The 21,189-nt window shown below is 75.5% G+C and carries 23 protein-coding genes; 8 read left to right on the forward strand and 15 right to left on the reverse strand.

Features of this window, described 5'->3' with window-relative positions; genetic code table 11:
• Positions 1-67: 67 nt before the first annotated feature.
• Both ABTY15_RS01900 and ABTY15_RS01905 read left to right on the forward strand, forming a co-directional pair.
• Entirely contained in the window at positions 68-946 is an 879-nt protein-coding gene (locus tag ABTY15_RS01900) for a TIGR03619 family F420-dependent LLM class oxidoreductase (RefSeq protein ID WP_350574494.1), read from the forward strand.
• Positions 943-1,374, forward strand: coding sequence for a nucleoside deaminase (locus tag ABTY15_RS01905; protein ID WP_350574496.1), 432 nt, complete (start codon positions 943-945; stop codon positions 1,372-1,374). Before ABTY15_RS01900 ends, ABTY15_RS01905 begins: the two co-directional genes overlap by 4 nt.
• Positions 1,375-1,383: 9 nt before the next feature.
• On the opposite strand, the gene ABTY15_RS01910 is transcribed toward ABTY15_RS01905, so the two are convergent.
• The 9 genes from ABTY15_RS01910 to ABTY15_RS01950 all read right to left on the reverse strand — a co-directional run bounded on the left by ABTY15_RS01910 (position 1,384) and on the right by ABTY15_RS01950 (position 10,897).
• On the reverse strand, positions 1,384-2,160 hold the full coding sequence (locus ABTY15_RS01910) for a nucleotidyltransferase domain-containing protein (RefSeq protein WP_350574498.1): 777 nt from the start codon (positions 2,158-2,160) through the stop codon (positions 1,384-1,386).
• A 100-nt stretch (positions 2,161-2,260) separates the two neighbouring features.
• A complete protein-coding gene (locus ABTY15_RS01915) occupies positions 2,261-2,629 on the reverse strand; it encodes a VOC family protein (protein ID WP_350574500.1) in 369 nt (122 codons plus the stop codon).
• 36 nt (positions 2,630-2,665) lie between these two features.
• Positions 2,666-3,277 (reverse strand): TetR/AcrR family transcriptional regulator, encoded by a 612-nt coding sequence (locus ABTY15_RS01920; protein WP_350574502.1) that lies wholly within the window; start codon positions 3,275-3,277, stop codon positions 2,666-2,668.
• Positions 3,274-3,708 carry a hypothetical protein gene (locus ABTY15_RS01925; RefSeq protein ID WP_350574503.1) on the reverse strand — a complete coding sequence of 145 codons (435 nt, stop codon included), beginning with the start codon at positions 3,706-3,708 and terminating at the stop codon, positions 3,274-3,276. The genes ABTY15_RS01920 and ABTY15_RS01925 overlap by 4 nt, the downstream gene beginning before the upstream one ends.
• A 160-nt stretch (positions 3,709-3,868) precedes the next feature.
• Complete coding sequence (locus ABTY15_RS01930) at positions 3,869-5,443, reverse strand: protein kinase domain-containing protein (RefSeq protein ID WP_350574505.1); 1,575 nt, start codon at positions 5,441-5,443, stop codon at positions 3,869-3,871.
• 15 nt (positions 5,444-5,458) lie between these two features.
• Positions 5,459-7,726, reverse strand: a complete 2,268-nt coding sequence (locus tag ABTY15_RS01935) for a bifunctional polysaccharide deacetylase/glycosyltransferase family 2 protein (protein ID WP_350574507.1) — start codon at positions 7,724-7,726, stop codon at positions 5,459-5,461.
• Positions 7,727-7,876: 150 nt separating this feature from the next.
• A complete protein-coding gene (locus ABTY15_RS01940; RefSeq protein WP_350574508.1) occupies positions 7,877-8,467 on the reverse strand; it encodes a hypothetical protein in 591 nt (196 codons plus the stop codon).
• Between the two features lie 511 nt (positions 8,468-8,978).
• Entirely contained in the window at positions 8,979-10,028 is a 1,050-nt protein-coding gene (locus ABTY15_RS01945) for a hypothetical protein (protein ID WP_350574510.1), read from the reverse strand.
• Positions 10,025-10,897, reverse strand: a complete 873-nt coding sequence (locus tag ABTY15_RS01950) for an RNA polymerase sigma factor (protein WP_502893397.1) — start codon at positions 10,895-10,897, stop codon at positions 10,025-10,027. The genes ABTY15_RS01945 and ABTY15_RS01950 overlap by 4 nt, the downstream gene beginning before the upstream one ends.
• Positions 10,898-11,234: 337 nt before the next feature.
• Here ABTY15_RS01950 and ABTY15_RS01955 point away from each other — a divergent pair, with 337 nt between their 5' ends.
• The 3 genes from ABTY15_RS01955 (at position 11,235) to ABTY15_RS01965 (ending at position 13,173) form a co-directional block, all read left to right on the forward strand.
• Positions 11,235-11,441 (forward strand): hypothetical protein, encoded by a 207-nt coding sequence (locus ABTY15_RS01955; RefSeq protein WP_350574512.1) that lies wholly within the window; start codon positions 11,235-11,237, stop codon positions 11,439-11,441.
• 153 nt (positions 11,442-11,594) lie between these two features.
• Positions 11,595-12,329, forward strand: a complete 735-nt coding sequence (locus tag ABTY15_RS01960; protein WP_350574514.1) for a VC0807 family protein — start codon at positions 11,595-11,597, stop codon at positions 12,327-12,329.
• A 103-nt stretch (positions 12,330-12,432) separates the two neighbouring features.
• Complete coding sequence (locus ABTY15_RS01965) at positions 12,433-13,173, forward strand: tyrosine-protein phosphatase (protein ID WP_350574516.1); 741 nt, start codon at positions 12,433-12,435, stop codon at positions 13,171-13,173.
• Between the two features lie 10 nt (positions 13,174-13,183).
• On the opposite strand, the gene ABTY15_RS01970 is transcribed toward ABTY15_RS01965, so the two are convergent.
• Both ABTY15_RS01970 and ABTY15_RS01975 read right to left on the reverse strand, forming a co-directional pair.
• Entirely contained in the window at positions 13,184-13,759 is a 576-nt protein-coding gene (locus ABTY15_RS01970; protein WP_350574518.1) for a GNAT family N-acetyltransferase, read from the reverse strand.
• A 38-nt stretch (positions 13,760-13,797) separates the two neighbouring features.
• On the reverse strand, positions 13,798-14,289 hold the full coding sequence (locus ABTY15_RS01975) for an NUDIX domain-containing protein (RefSeq protein ID WP_350574520.1): 492 nt from the start codon (positions 14,287-14,289) through the stop codon (positions 13,798-13,800).
• A gap of 145 nt (positions 14,290-14,434) precedes the next feature.
• On the opposite strand from ABTY15_RS01975, the gene ABTY15_RS01980 reads away from it, so the two are divergent.
• Entirely contained in the window at positions 14,435-14,752 is a 318-nt protein-coding gene (locus ABTY15_RS01980; protein ID WP_350574522.1) for an STAS domain-containing protein, read from the forward strand.
• On the opposite strand, the gene ABTY15_RS01985 is transcribed toward ABTY15_RS01980, so the two are convergent.
• From ABTY15_RS01985 to ABTY15_RS02000, 4 genes are all read right to left on the reverse strand, one after another.
• A complete protein-coding gene (locus ABTY15_RS01985) occupies positions 14,660-15,640 on the reverse strand; it encodes a sigma-70 family RNA polymerase sigma factor (RefSeq protein ID WP_350574524.1) in 981 nt (326 codons plus the stop codon). The two genes, ABTY15_RS01980 and ABTY15_RS01985, sit on opposite strands and share 93 nt — an antisense overlap.
• Positions 15,641-15,810: 170 nt before the next feature.
• Positions 15,811-16,083, reverse strand: coding sequence for a hypothetical protein (locus ABTY15_RS01990; protein WP_350574526.1), 273 nt, complete (start codon positions 16,081-16,083; stop codon positions 15,811-15,813).
• A 145-nt stretch (positions 16,084-16,228) separates the two neighbouring features.
• Positions 16,229-16,495 (reverse strand): UBP-type zinc finger domain-containing protein, encoded by a 267-nt coding sequence (locus ABTY15_RS01995; protein WP_350574528.1) that lies wholly within the window; start codon positions 16,493-16,495, stop codon positions 16,229-16,231.
• A gap of 55 nt (positions 16,496-16,550) precedes the next feature.
• Positions 16,551-17,402 (reverse strand): helix-turn-helix transcriptional regulator, encoded by an 852-nt coding sequence (locus tag ABTY15_RS02000; protein ID WP_350574529.1) that lies wholly within the window; start codon positions 17,400-17,402, stop codon positions 16,551-16,553.
• Between the two features lie 166 nt (positions 17,403-17,568).
• On the opposite strand from ABTY15_RS02000, the gene ABTY15_RS02005 reads away from it, so the two are divergent.
• A complete protein-coding gene (locus ABTY15_RS02005; protein ID WP_350574531.1) occupies positions 17,569-18,333 on the forward strand; it encodes an SDR family oxidoreductase in 765 nt (254 codons plus the stop codon).
• Between the two features lie 128 nt (positions 18,334-18,461).
• The gene (locus ABTY15_RS02010; RefSeq protein WP_350574533.1) at positions 18,462-21,185 is read left to right on the forward strand and encodes a lysylphosphatidylglycerol synthase domain-containing protein; all 2,724 of its coding nucleotides are present in this window, start codon (positions 18,462-18,464) and stop codon (positions 21,183-21,185) included.
• The last annotated feature ends 4 nt before the right edge of the window (positions 21,186-21,189 follow it).

Below are 21,189 nucleotides of genomic sequence, written 5' to 3' on the forward strand. Positions count from 1 at the left end.
GCAGGGAGCGGAATGACGAGCAGGAATCCCTTCAGGACGGCCGTACGACCTCCCTAGGCTTGGCGTCGTGAAGATCGGAGTCAACGTCCTCAACTTCGGCCCCGGCGCCGACCCCGGGGTGCTGCGGAGCTGGGCCCAGACCGTGGAGGGCCTGGGCTTCGACCTGCTGATGGTCTCGGACCACGTCGCGATCACCCCCGACGTCGCCGAGCGCTACCCGGCCCCCTTCTACGAACCGTTCACCACGCTCGCCTGGCTGGCCGGCCTCACCACCCGGGTGCGGCTGGGCACCACCGTGCTGATCGCGCCGTACCGGCACCCGCTGCTGACCGCCCGGATGGCGGCCAACCTGGACGAGCTGTCCGGCGGGCGGCTGGTGCTCGGCATGGGGGTGGGCTGGGCTCGGCAGGAGTTCGCCGCGCTGGGCATCCCCTTCGAGCGGCGCGGCCGACTGACCGACGAGCACCTGCGGGCGATCCGGGGCGCCTGGACGGACACCGCCTCCTACGGCGAGCGGCGGATCCCGGTCTGGGTCGGCGGCAACAGCGACGCCGGGCTGCGCCGGGCCGTGCACCTCGGGGACGCCTGGCACCCCTTGCGCTGCACCATGCCGTGGCTGCGCGAGGCGGCCGCCCGGCTGCGGGCGTACGCGGACGGGCAGGGGCGCCCGGTGCCCGGCTTCGCGCCCCGGATCACGCTGCGGCTCACCGGGGCGCCGGTCGACGAGGCGCCGGACGACGGGCCGCAGCGCCTGGCCGGCGAGGGCACGATCGAGCAGGTCCTCGCCGACCTCGACGAACTGCGGCTGCTGGGCGCCGAGTCCGTCGTCCTCGACACCTACGGCGGCGACCCCGAGGTGACCCGCCACCCTCAGCAGGCCTGGCAGGCACTGGCCACCGTGGCCGCCCACCTGAACCCACCCCGCACCGGAACGGAGCCGTCATGACCGCCACCGAGGACGACCTCACCCTCCTCCGCCGGGCGATCGCGCTCGCCGCCACCGCCCGCGAGAGCGGCAACCCGCCGTTCGGCTCGCTGCTGGCGGCGCCGGACGGAACGGTCCTGGCGGAGGATCACAACACCACGCTCACCGACCGGGACGTCACCGCGCACCCGGAGCTGAAGCTGGCCCGCTGGGCGGCGCGGGAGCTGACGGCGGCCGAGGCGGCGGAGACCACGCTGTACACCAGCTGCCGGCCGTGCGGGATGTGCGCGGCCGTGATCCGGCTGGCGGGGCTGCGGCGGGTGGTGTTCGCGCTCTCCGACGAGCAGCTGCTGGCCATCCGTCCGGGCGTGGACCGGCGGGACGTCCCGGAGGACGGCCCGTACCTGCACGAGGAGGTACGGGCCGTGGTCGAGCCGTACTACCGCTGACGCCTGGGGCTACCGACCGCCGGTGACCGGGGTGATGACGCCCTGCCAGGCACGGCGGTAGCCGTCGGAGAGCGGGCCGCCGACGAGGTCGAGCACCTCGCGGGCGGCGGCCGCGAGCAGGGCCGGATCGCCGGTCTCGCAGTGCCGGCGGTGGCCGTCGAGCAGGGCCGGGCCGAGCCGGTAGTGGGCTCCGCGGAGCTGGCGCGCGAACCACTTGCCGGTGCCGGACCAGGTGGAGCTCTGGTCGAAGAGGAGGTCGGCGGCCAGGCTCAGGACGGCGGCGCCGACGGCCAGGGACTCGTCGCGGTCCCGGGTGTCGGCGAGGTCGTCCAGGAGGTCGGTCAGCCCGTACCGCCTGGTCTCGACGGCCTCCGGGTCGAGCGGCGGCGGGCCGTCGAGCAGGTCGTCCTCGGCGCGGGCGCGGGCCCGGGCGACATGGCCGTGCGGGTCGTGCAGGACGAGGCCGTCGGCGTACATGGTCTGGATGACCGCGCGGCGGGAGGCCGCGTCGGCGGCGAAGAGCTCGGCGAGGCCGGCCCGGGTGTGGAGGAAGAGCTCGACCACGCGCCCCTCGAAGCGGATCGTCTCCCGGCAGGTCCCGGCGCCGTCGGCGAGCAGGACGGCGAGGTCGAGGTCGCTGGTGGCGGTGGCCCGGCCGGCGGCGGCCGAGCCGGCCAGGACGGCGCCCAGCGCGTCGGGGAACCGCTCGGCCAGCAGGCGGCGGGCCTGGTCGACCAGCTCCTCGTCCGGGGGCCTCATGGTGGTCATGGCGTGCACGTCGTTCACGGCGTAGACCTTCGCACGCCGGCGCCGCGGCGCCAAGGAGTTTCCACAGGCTGTGGACGACGGATCAGCCCCGACCGGTGTCGACGGCGCAGAGACGGGATCAGCCCCGGCTGGTGTCGATGACGCAGAAGCGGTTGCCCTCCGGGCAGGCGAGGACGACGAAGTCCGGGTCCTCGGGGTAGAGGTCCCAGTCGACCCGCTCGGCGCCGAGGGCCACCAGCCGTTCGACCTCGGCGGCCTGGTCGGCGGCGTCGCCCGCGTACAGGTCGAGGTGGACCCGCGGGTGCTCCTGGACGGGCGACTCGCTGAGCCCGAGGGCGAGCTGCACGCCGGGGCCGTCGGCGGGGAGGAGCACCGTCCACTCGTCGTCGGCGTCGGCGCGCGGGACGTAGTCCAGTGCGGCCGTCCAGAAGGCGACGGCGCGCGGCATGTCGGAGACACCGAGGACGAGGGATCCGATCGTCAGCATGGGGCCATTGTGCCGCGCCGACGGATTGACGATCTCTCAGCAGGAGGGGTCGGCGGCGAGGCGGTGGCGGAAGCCTTGGACCATGGCGTCCAGGCCGACGTCGAACCACTGGTCGTAGTACGCGGCCTCGGCGGGCTGCGGGTCGCGGGTGGTGCCGGGCGGGGTGCCGACCTCGGCCAGGGCGTGGCCCAGCACGTAGACGGCGACCGACTGCACCGCCGTCACGGCGTCCCCGTCGGTGATCCCGGCGGCCCGGAAGCGTTCCAGGACCGGGGCGATCACCGCCCGGCCGGCGGCCTCGTCCACCGGGTGGGTGGCCAGCAGCGGCACGGCGTTCGGGTGGGCCAGCAGCATCCGGCGGTAGGCGCGGGCGAAGCCGTGCAGGGCCTGCGGCCACGGCGTCGCGTCCGCCGCCTCGACGGCGACCTCGCCGGCCAGCCGGTTGACCACGGCGGCCAGCACTGCGTCCCGGTTGGGCAGGTGGCGGTAGAGCGACATCGCCGTCACGCCGAGTTCGGTGCCGAGCCGACGCATGGTCAGCGCCTCCAGCCCCTCGGCGTCGATCAGCGCCACCGCGGCGACGACGATCCCTTCGGCGTCGATCTGCGGGGGGCGGCCGGCCCGGCGCCGGGGCGTGTCGGTACTCATGCGCCCATGGTGACGGCCGCGGTCGCGCCGGTCATCAGCAGGGTCAGCGCGCCGACCACCAGGTGCTGGACGTCGATCACCACGTCGCGGCCCTCGGTGGGGAGGATCTTCAGCGTCCGGGCGTAGTCCCGCCGGTACAGCTCGCGCTGCGCGGCGGTGCTGAACCCGAAGTACGGCAGCCACCAGCTCGCCAGGTGTCCGGCCAGCACCAGCCCGCACACCGCCAGCGCGCCGATCCGCGACCAGGTGTGGTCGAACGCGACGCCGGCCGCGATCAGCAGCGGGAGGGGGTAGTTGATCGAGGCGGCGAGCAGGCGGGCGCCGAGGTTGCCCGGCGCCAGGTCGTTCAGCGGGTACATCGGCACCCACTCGGTGAGGACCAGCCAGCCCAGCCAGACCAGCGGCAGGACGATCGCGATCGTGTGCGGCATTGCGGAACCCCCATTTGTCGACGGTGTATGTTTATGACGTAGACAAGTTAGCGCGCAGGGCCCGCCCCTCGCAAGGAGCAGCAGAACGCGGGCACGAAAAAGGGAGGGAGCGGGAAGTCGGCCGGGCCGACTTCCCACTCCCTCCCGGGGCTACCGGACCTCAGTCGTTCTGGTCGACGGCCGTGGCGTGCAGGGTGAGGAACAGCGCGTTGAGCCGCGCGTTCCAGTTGGCGTAGGTGGCGGGGTCGATGGCGTGCTTCTTCGCCATGTCGCGGACCACCTTCTGGGCGTCCTTCAGGTCCTGGGTGGCGTCGTCGGGCGCGCCCTCGTTGAGCGAGGCGGCGGCGCTGTCCAGGATCCGCAGCAGATCCGCCTGACGGTCGCGCTCCTTGGTGACCTGGGCCTGTGCGACGGCCTGGCGCAGGGCGTTCAGCTGGAGGGCCGGGGCCTGGTTGCGCGGGATGGTCGGGGTGGGCACCGGGACCGCCGCCGTGCTGCTGGGGGCGGCGGCCGTCGGGGCGGGCGCGGCGGTGGTGGCCGGAGCCGGGGCGGCGGGCGCGGTGGCCGCCGGGGTCTTGGCCGCGGCCGCGTTGCCGGGCGGCTCGTCGAAGGCGGTGAGCGCGATGGCCACCACCCCGGCCAGCCCGGCCACGCCGAGCGCGCCGAGGACCAGCGGCCGGCGGCCGCGCTCCCGCTCGGGCTTCGGCGGCGGCGCGAAAGCCGCCGACGCCGACGCCGACGCCGGGACCGGGGGCAGCAGCGAGGTGGCGGCCGGGCCCGCGGCGGCCTGCGGCGGCAGCAGGGTGGTGTGCTGCTGGTCGGACGGGAAGCCCCCGGCGGCGACGGGGACGGGCGGCAGCAGCTGGGTCGCGGCGGAGGTGGTCGCCAGCAGCTCGGCGGTCGGGTCGCCGACGGCCAGCCCGGGGACGGTGCCGAGCAGCTCGGCCCGGGCGGCGGTGGCGTCCGCCGGGCGGTCGGCCGGGTTCTTGGCGAGCAGTCGCAGCACCGCCGCGTCCAGCGCGGGCGACAACCCGGGGCGGCGGACCGACGGCGCCGACGGCTGCTCGCTGACGTGCTTGAACGCGATCGCCACCGGCGTCTCGGCGGTGAACGGCGTCTCGCCGGTGAGCATCTCGGTGAGCACGCAGCCGACCGCGTACAGGTCGGTGCGCCCGTCCAGCGGGGAGGCGGTGGCCTGCTCGGGCGACAGGTAGGCGGCCGTGCCGAGCACGCTGGCGGTCTGGGTCAGGTTGTTGGAGGAGCCGGCCCGGGCGATGCCGAAGTCGACGACCTTCACCCCGCCGTCGTCGGTGATCATGATGTTGCCGGGCTTGATGTCCCGGTGCACCAGCCCGGCCGCGTGCGCGACGGACAGCGCCTCGCAGACCGCGGCCGCGATGCCGACGGCGCGCTCCACCGGCAGCTGCGGCTGCTGGGCCAGGACGGCGGCCAGCGAGCGGCCCTGGACCAGCTCCATGACGATGAACGGCGTGCCCTGGTCGACGCCCGAGTCGAAGACCATGACGATCCGCGGGTGCACCAGCATGGCGGCGTGCTGCGCCTCGCGGCTGAACCGCTCGGCGAAGCGCGGGTCGTCGGCGAGGCCCCCGTTGAGGACCTTGACGGCCACCTGCCGGCCCAGCACGTGGTCCAGGCCGCGCCAGACGGTGGCCATGCCGCCGACGCCGAGTATCTCGACGAGTTCGTAACGCCCGTTCAGCGCTCGTCCGTTCACCCGGAACCGCTCCTCTCAGGTGCGCTGCCCGGGGTTCCGGGCCGCCTCGTGCACCTGTGCACGATAGCCGCCGACGCCCACCGGCTCCGGCGCAGCGTCCGAGGTCGCGGACGGTACGGACGGTACGGACTGCTGGAGGCTGCCGTAGCGCTGCATCCGCTGCCAGCGCAGTCGCGAGCCGGCCAGCGCGGTGAACACCGACTGGATCACCACCAGGTACATCAGCTGCCGGTAGACGAACTGCTGCAACGGCAGGCTCCACAGCGGGCCGAGCCGTTCCTTGTCCAGCCGGAACGCGTACACCCCCATCAGCACCTGGACCAGCAGGAACGCCGCCCACAGGCCGATGATCCGGACCGGGTCGAGGAAGGCCAGCCCGTACAGCGCGAAGACGTCGACGACCGGGGCCAGCAGCGGCAGCAGCACCTGGAACATCAGCAGGTAGAGCAGGCCGCGCCGGCCCAGCTTGCCGGCCTGGCCCTGCTGGGTGAGGGCGCCGCGGTGCTTCCACATCGCCTGGAGGGTGCCGTAGCACCAGCGGTAGCGCTGCCGCCAGAGCGCGCTCAGCGAGGCGGGCGCCTCCGTCCAGGCCTTGGCCCGCTCCTCGTAGACCACCCGCCAGCCGGCCCGGCAGAGCGCCATGGTGAGGTCGGTGTCCTCGGCCAGGGTCTCCTCGCCGACGCCGCCGACGCCGAGCAGCGCCGAGCGGCGGAAGGCGCCGACCGCGCCCGGGACGGTGGGCATGCACTCGGCCAGGTCGAACAGCCGGCGGTCCAGGTTGAACCCGACCACGTACTCGATGTGCTGCCAACGGCCCAGCAGGCCGCCCCGGTTGACCACCTTGGCGTTGCCGGAGACGGCGCCGACGGTGGGGTCGGCGAAGGGCTGCACCAGCATCCGGACGGCGTCCGGCTCGAAGACCGTGTCGCCGTCGACCATCACCAGCAGTTCGGCCCGGGCGGCGGCGATGCCGGTGTTCAGGGCGGTCGGCTTGCCCGCGTTCTCCTGCCGGATGACCCGGACGTACGGCAGGTTCAGCGACTCCACCAGGTCGGCGGTGCCGTCCGTGGAGCCGTCGTCGACCACGATCACCTCGACCGGGTGGTCGGAGGCCAGCAGCGAGCGCACCGCCGGTTCGATCCCGGCCACCTCGTTGTAGGCGGGCACGATCACGCTGACCGGCTCGGTCACCGGCGGGCCCCAGCCGTGCCTGCGCAGCTTCTTGTGCCGGTGCGCGGCGACCAGCACGACCACCGCGCGCAGCACGCTCACCGCGCCCGCCGCCCAGAGCAGCCAGCCCAGCACGGTGAGCGCCAGGCCGCCGCCCTGGAGCAGCCAGATCAGGGCCAGGCCCTGCCAGTGGTCGCCGGCGGTGGCCGGGCGGACCGGGTCGGGCAGGCCGACCGCCTGGCTGACAGTGGTGAAGGTGAAGCCGCGGGCCTTCAGCTTGGCGAACAGGGTGTCCAGCGCGTCCACGGACTGCTGGCGGTCGCCGCCGGCGTCGTGCATCAGCACGATCTGGCCCTGGTTGCCGGGCCCGGCGGTGGCCGCGTCGACGATCGCCTCGACGCCCGGGCGGCGCCAGTCCTCGCTGTCCCGGGTGGTCAGCACGGTCAGGTAGCCCTCCCGGCCGGCCTGCTGGACGGCGGCCCAGGAGGGGTCGTCCAGGGCCTCGGCGGTGGAGGAGTACGGCGGGCGCAGCAGCGAGCTGGTGACCCCGGCGGCCCCGGCCAGGGTCAGCTGGGTCTCGCGCAGCTCCAGCGAGCGGCGCCACTCGGGCGCGGCGCCGAGGTCGGTGTGGGTGAAGGTGTGGACGCCGATCTGGTGGCCCTCGGCCACGATCCGCTGGACCAGCTCGGGGTGCTCGGCGGCCTGGGTGCCGACCACGAAGAAGGTGGCGTGCACGCCGGCCCGGTGCAGCGCGTCCAGCACCAGCGGCGTCCAGTGCGGGTCGGGGCCGTCGTCGAAGGTGAGCGCGATGGTGCCGGGCTTGGGGCCGGCGCTGCGGGGCTTGCCGCCCACGGTGTCGATCACCGGGCCGCCGGAGTGCACCGCCGCCGGCACGGTGCCCGCGCCGGCCGGGGCGGCGGCCTGGTCGGGGCGGTCGTCGTACAGGTGCTGGGTGTAGCCCTGGAACAGCAGGGTGGCGGCGAGGGTGAGCAGCAGGGTGGTCAGCAGCAGCCAGTGGGTGCGTAGCGGCCCCTGGCGGACGACGCCGCGGCGGCCCCGGCGGGGGTGCCGGGAGGGCGGCGGGGCTGCTCTGCGACGGCGGGGTGCGCTCACGGTGATGTGCTTTCCGGAGGGGGCGGCGGGTCTCGGGGTGCGACGGACCGGCGCAGCGGCGGGGGGTGCGGCGCTGCGCGGGCGGTGGTGCGGCGCGGGCGGTGGTGCGGCGGTTCAGGAGGTTGGGGGCGCGGGGTCAGCGGTGTGCGGTCACGGCTTGGGGGGCTTGCCGCCGGAGTTGCCCGGCGGGTCGGTCGGGCGGCCGTGGCCGGGGGTCTGGGTGGAGGTCGCGCCTCCGTTGCCGTTCCCGTTCCCGCCCGGGGTCGGGGTGGCGGTGGGCGGCGGTGCGGCGGGCGAGGGGAGGCCCACCGGTACGGCCGCGACCGTGGGCCGGGCGGCGGTCGTCGGGGCGGCGGGGTGGTGGACGACCGTGGTCGGCCGGGCCGGGGCGGGCTGCACGGAGTCCGGCCCTTCGGTGCCCAGGTCGGTCGGCGCCGGGTCGGTCGGCTCCGGGGCCGGAGCCGGCGTGGGAGCGGCGGCCGGCGGCTGCGGCAGCGGCAGGAACGGCGCGTTGACGGTCGGCCCGCCGAGCACCGTGCTGGCCAGCAGCCCCAGGTAGCCGACGGCCGGGACGGCGAGCAGGACGCCGAGGCGGCGGACCCGCCGCTGGCGGCGGCCGGAGGAGTCCACGAACACCGGTGCGGTGGTGGTCTCGGCGGCCTCCGTGGAGGGGGAGGCGGCCGGGGAACCGGGCAGCGGTTCCCCGACCGCCGGCTCGTGGTCGTGCAGGGTGACGGTCACGGTCGGGTCCAGGTCCGTTCTGGGGCGCACGGGGGGTGCGGCCCGCCCTGACTGCGGGAGGGCGGGCCGCACGTTTCCGGGCCGGCCGGGCCGGCGGGCGCGTCCGGGGGGTGCGCCTGCTGGTCCGGCCGGGGCCGGCCGGGTGGACGGCGGGCACGGGGGAGCCGACCGGCCACCCGGAGTCTTCGGGGTGGTGCTGGTGGTGGTGCGGGTGGTGCTGGTGGTGCGGGTCCGGGCGGACGGCTGGTACAGGGGATCCGGCCGTCCACCCGGAAGTCGGGTGGGTCCTGCTTCGGGACTGCGGGGTGCTGTCCCAGGTGGTGCTGGTGGTGCTGTCCGGGTGGGCGGCGAGCCCGGGGGGATTCGCTCGCCGCCCACCCGGAGGTTCGGGGGGTACTGCTTCGGTACTGCGGGGTGGTGCTCTGGCGGGTGGTGCTTTCGGGGTGGTGCTTTCCGGGTGGGCGACGAGCCCGGGGGGATTCGCTCGCCGCCCACCCGGAGTTCTGGGGGGTTACCGCGGGGCGGAAGGAGTGGTGTCGGGACGGTCGGATTTGCTCGGGTGGACGTCGGGCGGGGTCGGCACGGCCGGCAGCGACGGGACGGTCGCGCCGGTCTTGCCGTTCTTGGTCCCGTCGCCGCCACCGCTGGTGGGGTCGCCGGTGCCGTTCTTGCCGCCGTCGGTGTTCCCCTTGCCGGTGCTGGGACTCGCGCCGGGGTTGGGGCCGCCGGTGTTCCGGCCGGGGTCGTGCGGTTGCGAGGTGGCACCCGGGTGGCTGTCGTCGCTCGCCCGGCCGAGTGCCCCCTCGCAGAACCCCGCGACCTTGTCCGACCCGCCGGCCGCCCCGACCAACGGGCCGAACTGCGGCTCGGTGACCAGCTTGGCCGGGCGCTCGCCCTTGCCCGTCCGGTCGGTGAACACATGGCAGAGGGCGACGTCCGCCGGCGAGGCCGACGGGCTGCCGCGGCCGTCCGTGGACGGGGTGCCGGGCGTGGGCGCGCCCGACGGTCCGAGCGCCTGCGACCCGGCACCGGTGGTCCCGGAGCCGGACGGCCGGGTGGACGAGCCACTCGCCGAGGCGTTGCCGGTGCCGTGGCCCGGGGTGGTGCCGGTGGTGCCGGTGGTGCCGGAGGTGCCTCCCACGGTGGCGAGGGTGCGCTCCGGCTCGGCGGAGTCGCCACCGAGCCCGGGCGGCAGGTTGCCCGTGGCGGCGACCGCGACCCCGCACAGCGCGGTGGCGCCGAGCACGGCGGCAGCAGCCTTCGTGCTGAAGGCCCTGGCCAGCGCGGCGGTTGCCATCGATCGTCTCCGGACGGGGGTGGTCATGACGGGGTCGGGTGCGAAACGGGCCTCCCGGAACGCGGTCAGGGCGGCCTGCTCCCCGGACAGCTCGTCGGCCGTCGCCGGGGCGGCGGCCGCGGCGAGTACCCGGGCGAGCTGCCCGGCACTGCCGTCCGGTCCGGTGAGCGAGTCGTCCTGCCCGGCCGACGGGCCGCCCACGGCACCGCCGAGCAGCCGCTCGGCAGTGTCACGGTCGATCCGACGGGATCGGTTGGTGCTCATCTCATGTCCTTCAGCGTCGCGGCCCGGCGTTCTGTCACACCCTGCGGAGAATTTTTTTCGCGGGTTTTTCCGCGGGGGTCCGCCGGCGGCTCCGGCGCGGCTCTCCCGGCGGTCGAACCGGCTGGTCCGGGCCCTGTTCCGGCACCGCTTCCGGCCCCCGGTCCGGCCCGTCGCGCGGTGGGGATCCCACCCGCGTGCCCGGCCACGCCGGTCTGCTCCAGCAGCTTGGCCAGCCGGCGCAGCCCCCGGTGGGCGGCCATCCGGACGGTGCCGGCCCGCTTGCCGAGCACCTGGGCGGCGCTCTCCGCGTCCAGCTCCATCACCACCCGCAGCAGCACCGCCTCGGCCTGGTCGCGCGGCAGCCGGGAGATCAGCGCCAGCGCGTCGGAGGTGCCGACGGTGGCCAGCGCCGAGCGGGCGGTGTCGTCCCCGGCGGCCAGCTCGGCCAGGTACTCGAAGGGCAGGTCGGCGACCGGGCGGCGGCGGCGGGCCCGCAGGTGGTCGAGCGCCCGGTTGCGCGCGACGGTGGCGGCCCAGCCGCGGAAGCCGTCCCCGTCGCCGGAGAAGCCGTGCAGGTCGCGGGCGATCTGCAGCCAGGCCTCGGAGGCGATGTCCTCGGCGTCCTGCGCGTCCTCGGGGCGACCGCCGACCAGCACCCGCAGGTAGCGCAGCAGGCCGGGCTGGACGGTCCGGAACAGCAGCCGGAACGCCTCCTCGTCCCCGCGCTGGGCGGCCCGGACGGCCTCGGTCAGATCGGCGGGAGCGGGGGGCCTGCCCGGTGGTGGTCCGGTGGGCGGTACTGGTCCGGACCGGCCGACGGGGCTGCCGGTGCCCGCTCCGGGGCGCTCTGCACTCTGCACCCGCCACATGATGCGCCATCCGGGCGAACGGGGCGTCCCCGGTCGAAGGACCGGAGCGGCCGGGGCCAAGGTCCCGACGGCCGGCGCCCTTGGCCGGCGGCCCCGGACGGCCTGCCCCGCCCGTGTTGTCGGTAGACGAAGCAGTTCGGGCCGGATCCGCGTCCCGACGCCGGGCCGATATCCGGCCGACACCGCGAGACCGACGCGCCGTCCGCCCGCATGCCCGGGTCACACGTCCGGTTCACCCGAACGGGCGGGCGCACGCCCGGACCACCGGCTCTCCGGCCGTGCGCCGCTCGCCCCCCGCCGCCGGGCGGGCACCACCCTACGGACGACCAGCAGGGATGTGGCCCGCATCCAGCGCGCCGAGCTGGCCGACCGGGCGCTGGTGCCGAGCGGCGCCCGGACCCGGCGGGACGCCGCCGCCCGGACCGTTCTGGAGGCGGTCGCGCTGGGCTTCCTCTCGGCCGGGGACAAGCACTTCCACACCGTTCGCTGCCGGGACACCCTGGGCCGCGCACTGTGGGCCTTCACCCCGCCCGTCGAGGCGTAACCGCAGGTCCGGGGCGGTGTCACGGGCCGCACCATGACAACTGTCATGCAGATCCCGCAACGGACGACACTGATCCGACGGAGGGTCGGCCGGACAGAGTGGAGGCACGACGCGGGCACCGGCCCGCAGCCGCCAGCCGGGGAGGAACCCACCGTGAGCCAGACCATCAGCGCCGCCGCCGTCACCGCCGTCACCGCGACCGCGATCCCCGCGCCGGCCAAGGCCAAGGCTCCGAACCCGGCCCTCTCCGCCCTCCGCCCGCTCGCCCTGGACGTCGCCGCCCCGCTGGCCGGCTACTACCTGCTGCACTCGGCCTGCGGCCTGAGCGAGTTCGCCGCCCTGGCCTGGAGCAGCGCGATCCCGGCCGGCCGGACCGTCCTCGGCCTGCTGCGGGAGAAGAAGGTCAACCTGTGGGCGGCACTGATGCTGACCGTGAACCTGGCGGGCCTGGCGCTCACCTTCCTCACCGGTGACGCCCGGCTGATGATCGCCAAGGACGGCGGGCTGAGCGGCACCGTGGCGCTGGCCATCCTGGGCTCGGCGCTGGCGGGCCGGCCGGTGATGACCCCGATGCTGATGCCCTTCCTGACCAAGGGCCGGCGGGAGCGCGCCGCCGCCTGGCAGCGCCTGGCCGAGGGCCGGGCGGCCGGCTCCGCCGCCTTCCGCCGCCACGAGCGACTGTTCTCGGCCATCTGGGGCACCGCGCTGCTGGCCGAGTGCGTGGCCCGGGTGGTCGGCGCCTTCACCCTGCCGGTGGCCACCATGGCCTGGCTGTCCACCGTGTTCCTGATCGGCGCCATCGCGGCCGGTTCGGTGCTGGGCCAGCGCGCCGTCGAGCCGATGGCGAAGCTGGTCCGCGCCGAAGCCGAGGCCCCGACCGCCGCCTGAACGCCGGCCGCTCGATCGAACGGTCAGGAACCATCCGGATCTCCCGGGAGTCGTTCATAACGAGGGGGTAACGGGACCCCCGGTCGACGGAGCGGGGAGCCCCATGAACCAGACGCGCACGCTGAGCACCACCGAGGACCGCACCCTCGTCTGGGACGGCTGCCTCAACGTCCGCGACCTGGGCGGGCTGCCCACCGCCTCCGGCCGGCTCACCGCGCGCGGCGCGATAGTCCGGGCGGACAACCTGGACCGCCTCACCGCCGAGGGCTGGGACGCCCTCCTCGACCACGGCGTCCGCACCGTCGTCGACCTGCGCGACCCGGAGGAGTACAAGCCGCTCCTCCCGCTCCCCGAAGGCGTCGAGCTGATCCGCGTCCCGCTGGACGCCCTCGCCGGCTCCGCCTGGTGGGACACGTACGGCCGGCTGGACGGCACCCCGCTCGCGCTCCGCCCGTACCTGGAGCACTGCCCGCACGCCGCCGCCGCCCTGGTCACCGCCATCGCCGGGGCCCGCGCCGGCGGCCTGGTCGTCCACTGCGGCGCCGGCCGTGACCGCACCGGCCTGGCCGCCCTGCTGCTGCTCTCCCTGGCCGGCGCCGACCGGGCCGCGATCATCGAGGACTACCTGCTCAGCGGCCCCAACGTCCGCCCGCTGTACGGGATGCTCGGCCTGCCGGACCAGTACCGCCGGATCGACGCGGTGCTCGCCGAGGCCGGCACCACCGCCGAGGCCGCGCTGGCCGCGACGCTGGACGGCTTCGACCCGGCCGGGTACCTGCTCGCCGCAGGTGCCACCCCGGCCGCTCTCGCCGCCGTCCGGGCCCGCCTGCTGCCGGACGCCTGAGGCCGCCGGACTACCAGAGCCGGTCGACCGTCCCCGGGTGGAGGGCGATCCGGCTGCCCGGGAAGTCCGACCGGTGACGCCGGGCGTGCGCGGTGAGGAAGGCCGCCATCACCACCTTGTCGAAACCCTCCTGGTCGCTGGGGAAGGGCTGTTCCACCGTGCCGCCGACCAGCACCGCGCCCGGCAGCGGCTCCCAGCCGGCGTTCTCGTAGAAGCCGCGGAGCCCCCGGTCGCAGGTGAACAGCCCGAGATCCGCGCCACCGTCCGCGACGGCGGCGCGGGCCGCCGCCACCAGCCGCCGCCCGTGGCCGCGGCCGCGCAGGGCCGGGTCGACCACCACGGTGCTCAGCCCGCTCGCCGCGTACGTCCGGCCGGCGTGGACGATCGGCTTGGAGAGCACGTCGAGGGCGGCGAGCACGCGGTCACCGTCCAGCAGCAGCAGGGAGAGCGGGCGCAGCGCGGGGTCGTGCACCGGCTCGGCGGAGATCTCCCCGGGCCAGGCGTGGTTCTGCAACTCGGCTACCTGGAGCTTGAGTCGGCGTGGCACCTCGGCCTCGGGCCGGGCCAGGACCCGCAGTCCGTCCATGTGGGCACCTCCCTGGTGGTGTCGAGGCCTTCGGAGCGTCAGAACCCCGAGACGTGGGTGGTCACGATGCGCACGCGCCCGTCGACGGCCGCCTCCATGGCCGCCCGCAGCCGCGCCGACCGGGACGGGCCGAGGAGTTCCAGCGCCTCCTCGTCGGTGGCCCAGCGGTGCTCGTCCAACTCACCGGCCGGGACGGTCACGGGGGTGCCGTCCGGGACGGTCCCGAAGTCGAAGAGCAGGTGCTCGGCGGGGTGGTCGAGCTCGGCCGAGGGGTGCGTCCAGGAGATCGCCAGCAGGTCGCCGGCCGCCTTCACGATGCCGGTCTCCTCCTCCAACTCCCGTACGGCGCACTCCGCCGGGCCCTCGCCGAGGTCGATCGTGCCGCCCGGGAACTGCCAGTGCTCGCGGTACCCGGCCTTCACGATCAGGATCCGGCCGGACTCGTCGCGCAGCAGGCAGCCGGCGGCCGCGTAGATGCGCGGCAGCGACGCCAGCCATTCCTCACGGGACTTCAAGGGCTCAGCCGTCACAGCGTTCCTCCAGGGGCACGGTGGTTCCGCACCCCACTCTGCCACGGGCCCGGAGCCGTGGGTCCGGAGCCGCGGGCCCGGAAGGATTTCCGGGAAGTTCCGCCCACTCCGATGAGCCGGGGCCCACGGAACAGTCCCCATGTGCATGGAGACCACCCGGAAGACCCCGACCGCCCGCGTGCTGACCTGCGACCTCGGCGCCCTCACCGCCCCCGACCTGGCCGTGGTCGACGCCCTCGCCCGGCTCCGGCTCGCCGCCGGGCGGCACGGGGTGGGCGTCACACTGCTGAACACCAGCGGCCCCCTGCGGGAACTGCTCGCGTTCAGCGGTCTCTCGGCCCTCCTGCCCGGGCCGGTGGACCCCGGGGAACTACTCGCCTTCCAGCCGGGGCGGGAGGCCGAACAGCGGGAACAGCACGTCGGTGTCGAGGAAGTTGGTGAGACCGGTGATCCGGCCCTCTGACACCTCTGGCACGATCAGCGCCCACGGCTCGTGCCCGCCCGCCGGGCTCGGCCGGTACTGGGCGAAGGCCGGGCCGCCGTTGGCCGTCACCGGGATCAGCCGGGAGCCGCGGCAGCCGCAGCCCGGGCCCAGCATCCACGCCCGGATCTCCGCCACGCCCCGCAGCCACATCGAGTACGGCGGCATGTTGAGCGTGACGTCCTCGTGCAGCAACGCGGCGAGCCCCGCCATGTCGTACGCCTCGAAGGCCTGGACGTAGCGGTCCAGCAGCGCGCGGTGCGCCTCGTCCAGGGCGGGGGCCGGACGGGCCGCCGCCCCGCCCTCGGTGGCGAGCACCGCGCGCGCCCGCTGCAACGCGCTGTTGACCGAGGCCACCGTGACGCCGAGCAGTTCGGCCACCTCGGCGGCCTTCCAGCCCAGCACCTCACGCAGGATCAGCACCGCCCGCTGCCGCGGCGCCAGGCGTTGCAGCACGGCGACGAAGGCCAGCTTCACCGACTCGCGCTGGGCGGCCACCTCGGCCGGATCCCCGGACTCGGGCAGCACCCGGCCGTCCGGTGCGGGGCCGATCCACGTCACCTCGGGCAACTGGGTGTCGCTCGCGGTGGCCACCGTCACCGGGCCGGCCAGATCCATCGGACGGGCCCGGTTCTTGCGGCCGTTCAGCGCGTCCAGGCAGACGTTGGTGGCGATCCGGTACAGCCAGGAGCGCAGCGCCGCACGCCCCTCGAAGCCCCGGTGGCCGCGCCAGGCGCGGACCATCGTCTCCTGCACCGCGTCCTCGGCCTCGAAGACCGAGCCGAGCATCCGGTAGCAGTAACCGGTCAACTCGGTGCGGTAACGCTCCAGTTGGAGCTCGACCGGCTCCTCCGTGATCAGGTCGGCCATCATGCGCCCCCGTCGTGCTGCCTTTGATGATCGGCACGAACGTATCGCAGGCCACTGACAATCACCCCGGCCGGGCCGCTTCGGCCCTGAGCGCGCGTCAGGGGCGGGTGGGCGCGGAGCGCGCCACCCGCCCCCGTGCGTAGGGCCCTCGGGGTCATCGGACCTCGGGGTCAGTGCGCGGAGTGCTTCTCCGCGCCGCGGTGCCGGTGCCCCTTGAGCTCGGCGTGCATCGCCGGGGCGGAGTGCATCACCGACGTCCCCGCCTCGCGCCCGCCGTGCCGGAACGCGTCACCGGAGGAGTACCCGGCACCCGTACCGGACGACCCTCCGGCGCCCATCCGTGGGGCGTCCCGGCCGGGGCTGGTCGCCATGCCGCGGCGCTCCAACAGCTCCTGGGTACCCCGGCGGAGCTTGGCGGTGCCGCCCGCTGTTCGCTTGGTCATCGTCGTCGGCCTCCCTTCGGCGGTCACCGGCCGGACGGATGTCGGCCGGAGGGGCCGCACGAGCGTTATGTCCGGATTTTATCCTTGTTGCGTCCTGGTGCCACCGGGGACCCGCGTCCGCCCGCCGCGCACCGCGCCCCTCGGCTCAGCCCATGACCTCGTGGACGAAACACCAACGCCAGTCCTCCCCCGGCTCGTACGAACGGATCACCGGGTGCGCACTGTTGTGGAAGTGCGCGGTGGCGTGCCGCTGCGGCGAGAAGTCGCAGCAGCCGATGTGGCCGCAGTCCAGGCAGATCCGCAGGTGGACCCAGTCGCGGCGGCCCTGCGCGAGGCAGTCGGCGCAGCCGTCGACAGGCGGAAGGGGCTCGATCGTCCGGGGGGCCGCGGCGAGGTCTTCGCAGGCGCTCATGGACGCAGAGTAGTGACGGCCGGCCCGGGGCACGGTCCGAGACACGCCCGGCCGGCTACTCGGGGAGTCCGGCGGTCTCCGGCGCCGTCCAACTCGCCAGCAGCGCCAGCTTCTGCGCGGTCGGCGAGCCCGGCGGGGTGGTGTAGGTGACGAGCAGCTGGTCCGGCGAGCCGTTCACGGCGAGGGTCTCGTAACCGAAGTCCAGCTCGCCGACCAGCGGGTGGCGGATCAGCTTGACCCCGTGGGTCTTCTCCCGGACCTGGTGGTCCGCCCAGAGCCGGCCGAAGTCCTCGCTGCGCAGCGACAGTTCACCGATCAGGGCGGCCAGCACGCCGTCCCCCGGGTGCAGTCCGGCGTCCCGGCGCAGGTAGGCGACGGTCTCCGCGGCGACCGCGTCCCACTGCACGTAGAACTCCCGGGCCGCCGGGTCGAGGAAGGTCTGCCGGGCCGCGTTGGGGGCACCGCCCGGGCGGGTGGAGAAACCGTTCACCGCGTCGCCCAGGGCGTTCCAGGCCAGCACGTCCATCCGGCGCCCCAGGACGAAGGCCGGCACCCCGGTCATCATGTCCAGCAGCAGCCTGGTCCCCTCCCGGACCGCCCGACGGCCCCGCGACGGACCGGCCCCGGCCGAGGGCTTCGGCGGGCGGGCCAGCGACCGCAGGTGCGCCGCCTCCACCTCGTCCAGTTGCAGCACCCGGGCCACCGCGTCCAGCACCGCGTCCGAGGCGCTGCCGCCCCGGCCCTGCTCCAGCCGGACGTAGTAGTCGACGCTCACCCCCGCCAGCTGCGCCACCTCCTCCCGGCGCAGGCCCTGCACCCGACGGCGGCCGTGCGCGGCCAGGCCCACCTCCTCCGGCTGGATCCGGGCCCGGCGCGAACGGAGGAAGTCCCCCACGGTGTTCTCCATGCCAGGCAGGGTAGCCCCGGGGCACCGGCGCCAGGGTGGTACCGCCGTTCCCAGGACAGGCCTTCCCAGGACGGCCGTTCCCGGGAAGCGCCGAGCCCTGGATGGGCGTGCGCGGCCCGGACAGAGTGGTCGTCGTCCGTCCGACCGCACACCCCAGGAGCCGTCGATGAGCTACCCCGCCCTCGCCACCCGCACCGCCGTCGTCACCGGAGCCGCCAGCGGCATGGGCGCGGCCACCGCCCGGCTGCTGGCCGCCAACGGCGCCCGGGTCGCCCTGCTCGCCCGCCGCACCGACCGGCTCGACGCCCTGACCGCCGAGATCGCCGCCGCCGGCGGCGGACAGGCCCTCGCCGTCACCGCCGACGTCACCGACCAGGCCTCGGTCGACGCCGCCGCCAAGGCCGTCCACGACGCCTACGGCCGGGTCGACCTGGTCGTCAACAACGCCGGCGTGATGCTGCCCAACCCGGTCGACGACGGCCGGATCGACGAGTGGAGCCGCATGATCGACACCAACGTCACCGGCGCCCTGCGGATCGTCCGCGCCTTCACCGACGACCTCGTCGCGGCCGCCGCCGACGGCCGCACCGCCGACCTCGTCAACATCTCCTCCATCGCCTCGCACGTCGCCTTCCCCGGCTACGCCGTGTACGGGGCCACCAAGGCCGCGCTCACCCAGCTGTCCGCCGCCCTGCGCACCGAACTCGGCCCGCGCGACGTCCGGGTCGCCACCATCGAGCCCGGCCTCACCGACACCGAGCTCGGCGGGCACGTCGACAACCCGGCGCTGCGCGACCAGCTCGCCACGATGTTCGCCGCCATCCCCGCCCTCGGCGCCGAGGACGTCGCCGACCTCGTCGCCTACACCGTCACCCGGCCCCGGCACGTCAACCTGCGTCACCTCGTCACCCTGCCCACCCGGCAGGCGTAGGCCGCGCCCGGGCCCGGCTCGTGGGACCGGCTGGTGGGGCCGCGCCCGGCCGGTACGTGGGCCCGCACGCCCGGCCGGCACGTGGGCTCGCGCCCGGCCGGCACGGACGGCATGGGAGCATGCCACCCGTGGCGATCGTGACGGGGAGAACAGACGACGGCACCGGCGGTAGCGAACCCGCCGGCGCAACCAGGCGGACGGGCACCGGCATACCCGGGACCACCCGGGGGCGCGGACCGGCCGCTCCCGGGACCGACCGGATCCGCCAGCCCGTCGCCCTGATCCGGCTGCTCACCGGCCTCTGCGCGATCGCGGTCACCCTGCTGCTCGCCGACTACGCCCGCGCCACCACCGGCGGCATCGCCGCCGACGTCGCCGAGGCCGCCGCGCTCGTCCCCAGGCCGCTGGCCGGCCTGGCCGGTGTCCTCTCCACCGGCGCCGTGCTGCTACTGCCCGTCGGGCTCGCCGCCCGCCGTGTCCTCGGCCCGGATCGGCGCCGCGCCCTCCAGCAGGTCTCCGACGGCCTGCTCGCCGCCGTCCTCGCCTACGGCGCCACCCTCGCCCTCGACCTGTGGGCCGACGGCCTCGCCCCCGGCAGCCTGATCACCGCCCTCACCCAGGGCCTGCCCGGCGACGCCTCCGGACACACCGAACCCGTCTACGGCTACCTGGCGCCCGTCCTCGCCTTCATGACCGCCTCCGGCAGCCGGGAACGCCGCCTGCCCTGGACCGTCCTCACGCTCTCCGGCCTCGCCGGGCTCGCGGCCGGCTACGCCACCCCCACCGCCCTGCTGCTCGGCCTGCTCATCGGGTGGACCGTCGCCCACGGCACCCTCTACGCGGTCGGCACCCCGGACCCCCGGCCCCGGCCCGCCGAGATCCTGCGCGCCCTCCAGGAGAGCGGCCTGCGGCCGGTCGAGGTCGACCCCGCCGGGCCCGACCACTACCGGATCCGGCAGACCGAGGACCGGCCCGACCTCGACGTCCAGCTGCTCGACCGCCAGGCCGTCACCGCCGCCGCCGTCCGGCGCGCCTGGCGCCGGCTGCGGCTGCGCACCGCCCCGCACCCCCGCGCACTGCGCTCACCGCGCACCGGGCTCGAACACGAGGCCCTGGTGACGTACGCGGCCGTCGCCGCCGGCGTCCGCACCCGCCGCATCGCCGCCACCGCCGGCCTCGGCCCCGACACCGCCCTGATCGCCTACGAGCACCTCGCCGGCCGCCCCCTCGACCGGCTCGCCGACGAGGAGATCACCGACGAGCTGCTCTCCGACGCCTGGCGTCAGCTCGCCCGGCTCCAGCGCCGGGAGATCGCCCACCGGGCGCTCGTCCCGTCCTCCCTCCTGGTCGACCCGGCGGGCGCGGTCCACCTCGTCGACTTCGCGGACGGCGACATCGCGGCCTCCGAACTCGTCCTGCACTGCGACATCGCCCAGCTGCTCACCACCCTCGCCCTGCGCGCCGGCGCCGCCCGCTCCGTCCGCACCGCCGTCAGCGTCCTCGGCCCGGCCGCGGTGGGCGCCGCCCTGCCGCTGCTCCAGCCCATCGCTCTCGCCCGCACCACCCGCCAGGCCCTGAAACACCACCCGACCACGGCGGCCGCCGCCTCGGCCGCCGCCAGCACGGCCCCTGGGACCGCCACCGCCGCGGCCAGCACCACCACCGCCTCCGCGGCCAGCACCACCACCGGGACCGCCACCGCCGCCGCTTCCACGGCCAGCACGGCCTCCGGGAGCATGCCCCGGCCCCGGGCCGGTGCGGTGCCCGGGGCCACCACGACCGCCGACCGTTCCCCCGCCGAGTCGGCCCCTGCGGGCGGTGACGACCCGGCGGGGCCGGCCGGCGGGTTGTTGGAGGAGATCCGGGCGGAGGTGCTGCGGACACGGCCGCAGGCCCCGGTGCGGCCGGTCCGGCTGGAGCGGTTGCGGCCGCGGACCCTGCTCGCCGTGGTGGGCGGGGTGGTGGCCGGCTGGCTGCTGATCCCGCAGCTGTTCGCGGCCGAGGACAATCCGATCGCGGCGGTCGCCGACGCGGATCCGTGGTGGCTGCTGCTGGCGCTGGCGGCGGCAGGACTGAGCCACGTGGCCTCGGCGATGGGGTTCGTCGGCTTCGTGCCGGAGCGGCTGGACTTCCGCAACGTCGTGCTGGCGCAGCTGGCCGGGGCGTTCGTGAAGCTGGTGTCGCCCGGCGGAGTCGGCGGGATCGCGCTGAACACCCGGCTGTTGCAGCAGGCCGGGATCCCGACCGCGCAGGCGCTCTCCAGCGTCGGGGTCGGGCAGCTGCTCGGGCTGGTGCTGCACCTGTTGCAGCTGGGCGGGTTCGTCTACCTGCTGGACCTGGAGCCGGGCGGTTCGGAGCTGGACGCGCTGCCGGCCGTGGTGGGCGGACTGGCCGTCGCCGCGACGCTGCTCTGCGTGGTGCTGGCGATCCCGCCGGCCCGGCGCTGGCTGGCGGTCCGGCTGCGGCCGCTGACCACCGAGGTGCTGCCTCGGCTGCTGGACCTGCTGCGCAACCCGGCCCGGCTCACGGTCGGGCTGGCCGGGCAGCTGCTGGTGTCGATCTGCCTGATCTGCTGCCTGTACTGCTGCACCCGGGCGCTCGGGCGGGCGCCGTCGTTCGCCTCGGTGGCCGTGGTGTTCCTGGTAGGGAACGCGGCGGGCAACGTGGCACCGACGCCGGGCGGCGCCGGGGTGGTGGACGGGGCGCTGATCACGCTGCTCCAGCAGACCGCGTCGATGGAGAAGGGCGGCGCGCTGGCGGCGGTGGCCCTGTTCCGGCTGCTGACGCTGATCCTGCCGGTGCTGCCGGGCTGGGCGGCGCTGGCCTGGTTGCAGCGCCGCCGGGCGCTGTAGCGGG

The sequence above is a fragment of the Kitasatospora sp. NPDC097643 genome (assembly GCF_040302625.1).
Taxonomy (GTDB): domain Bacteria; phylum Actinomycetota; class Actinomycetes; order Streptomycetales; family Streptomycetaceae; genus Kitasatospora.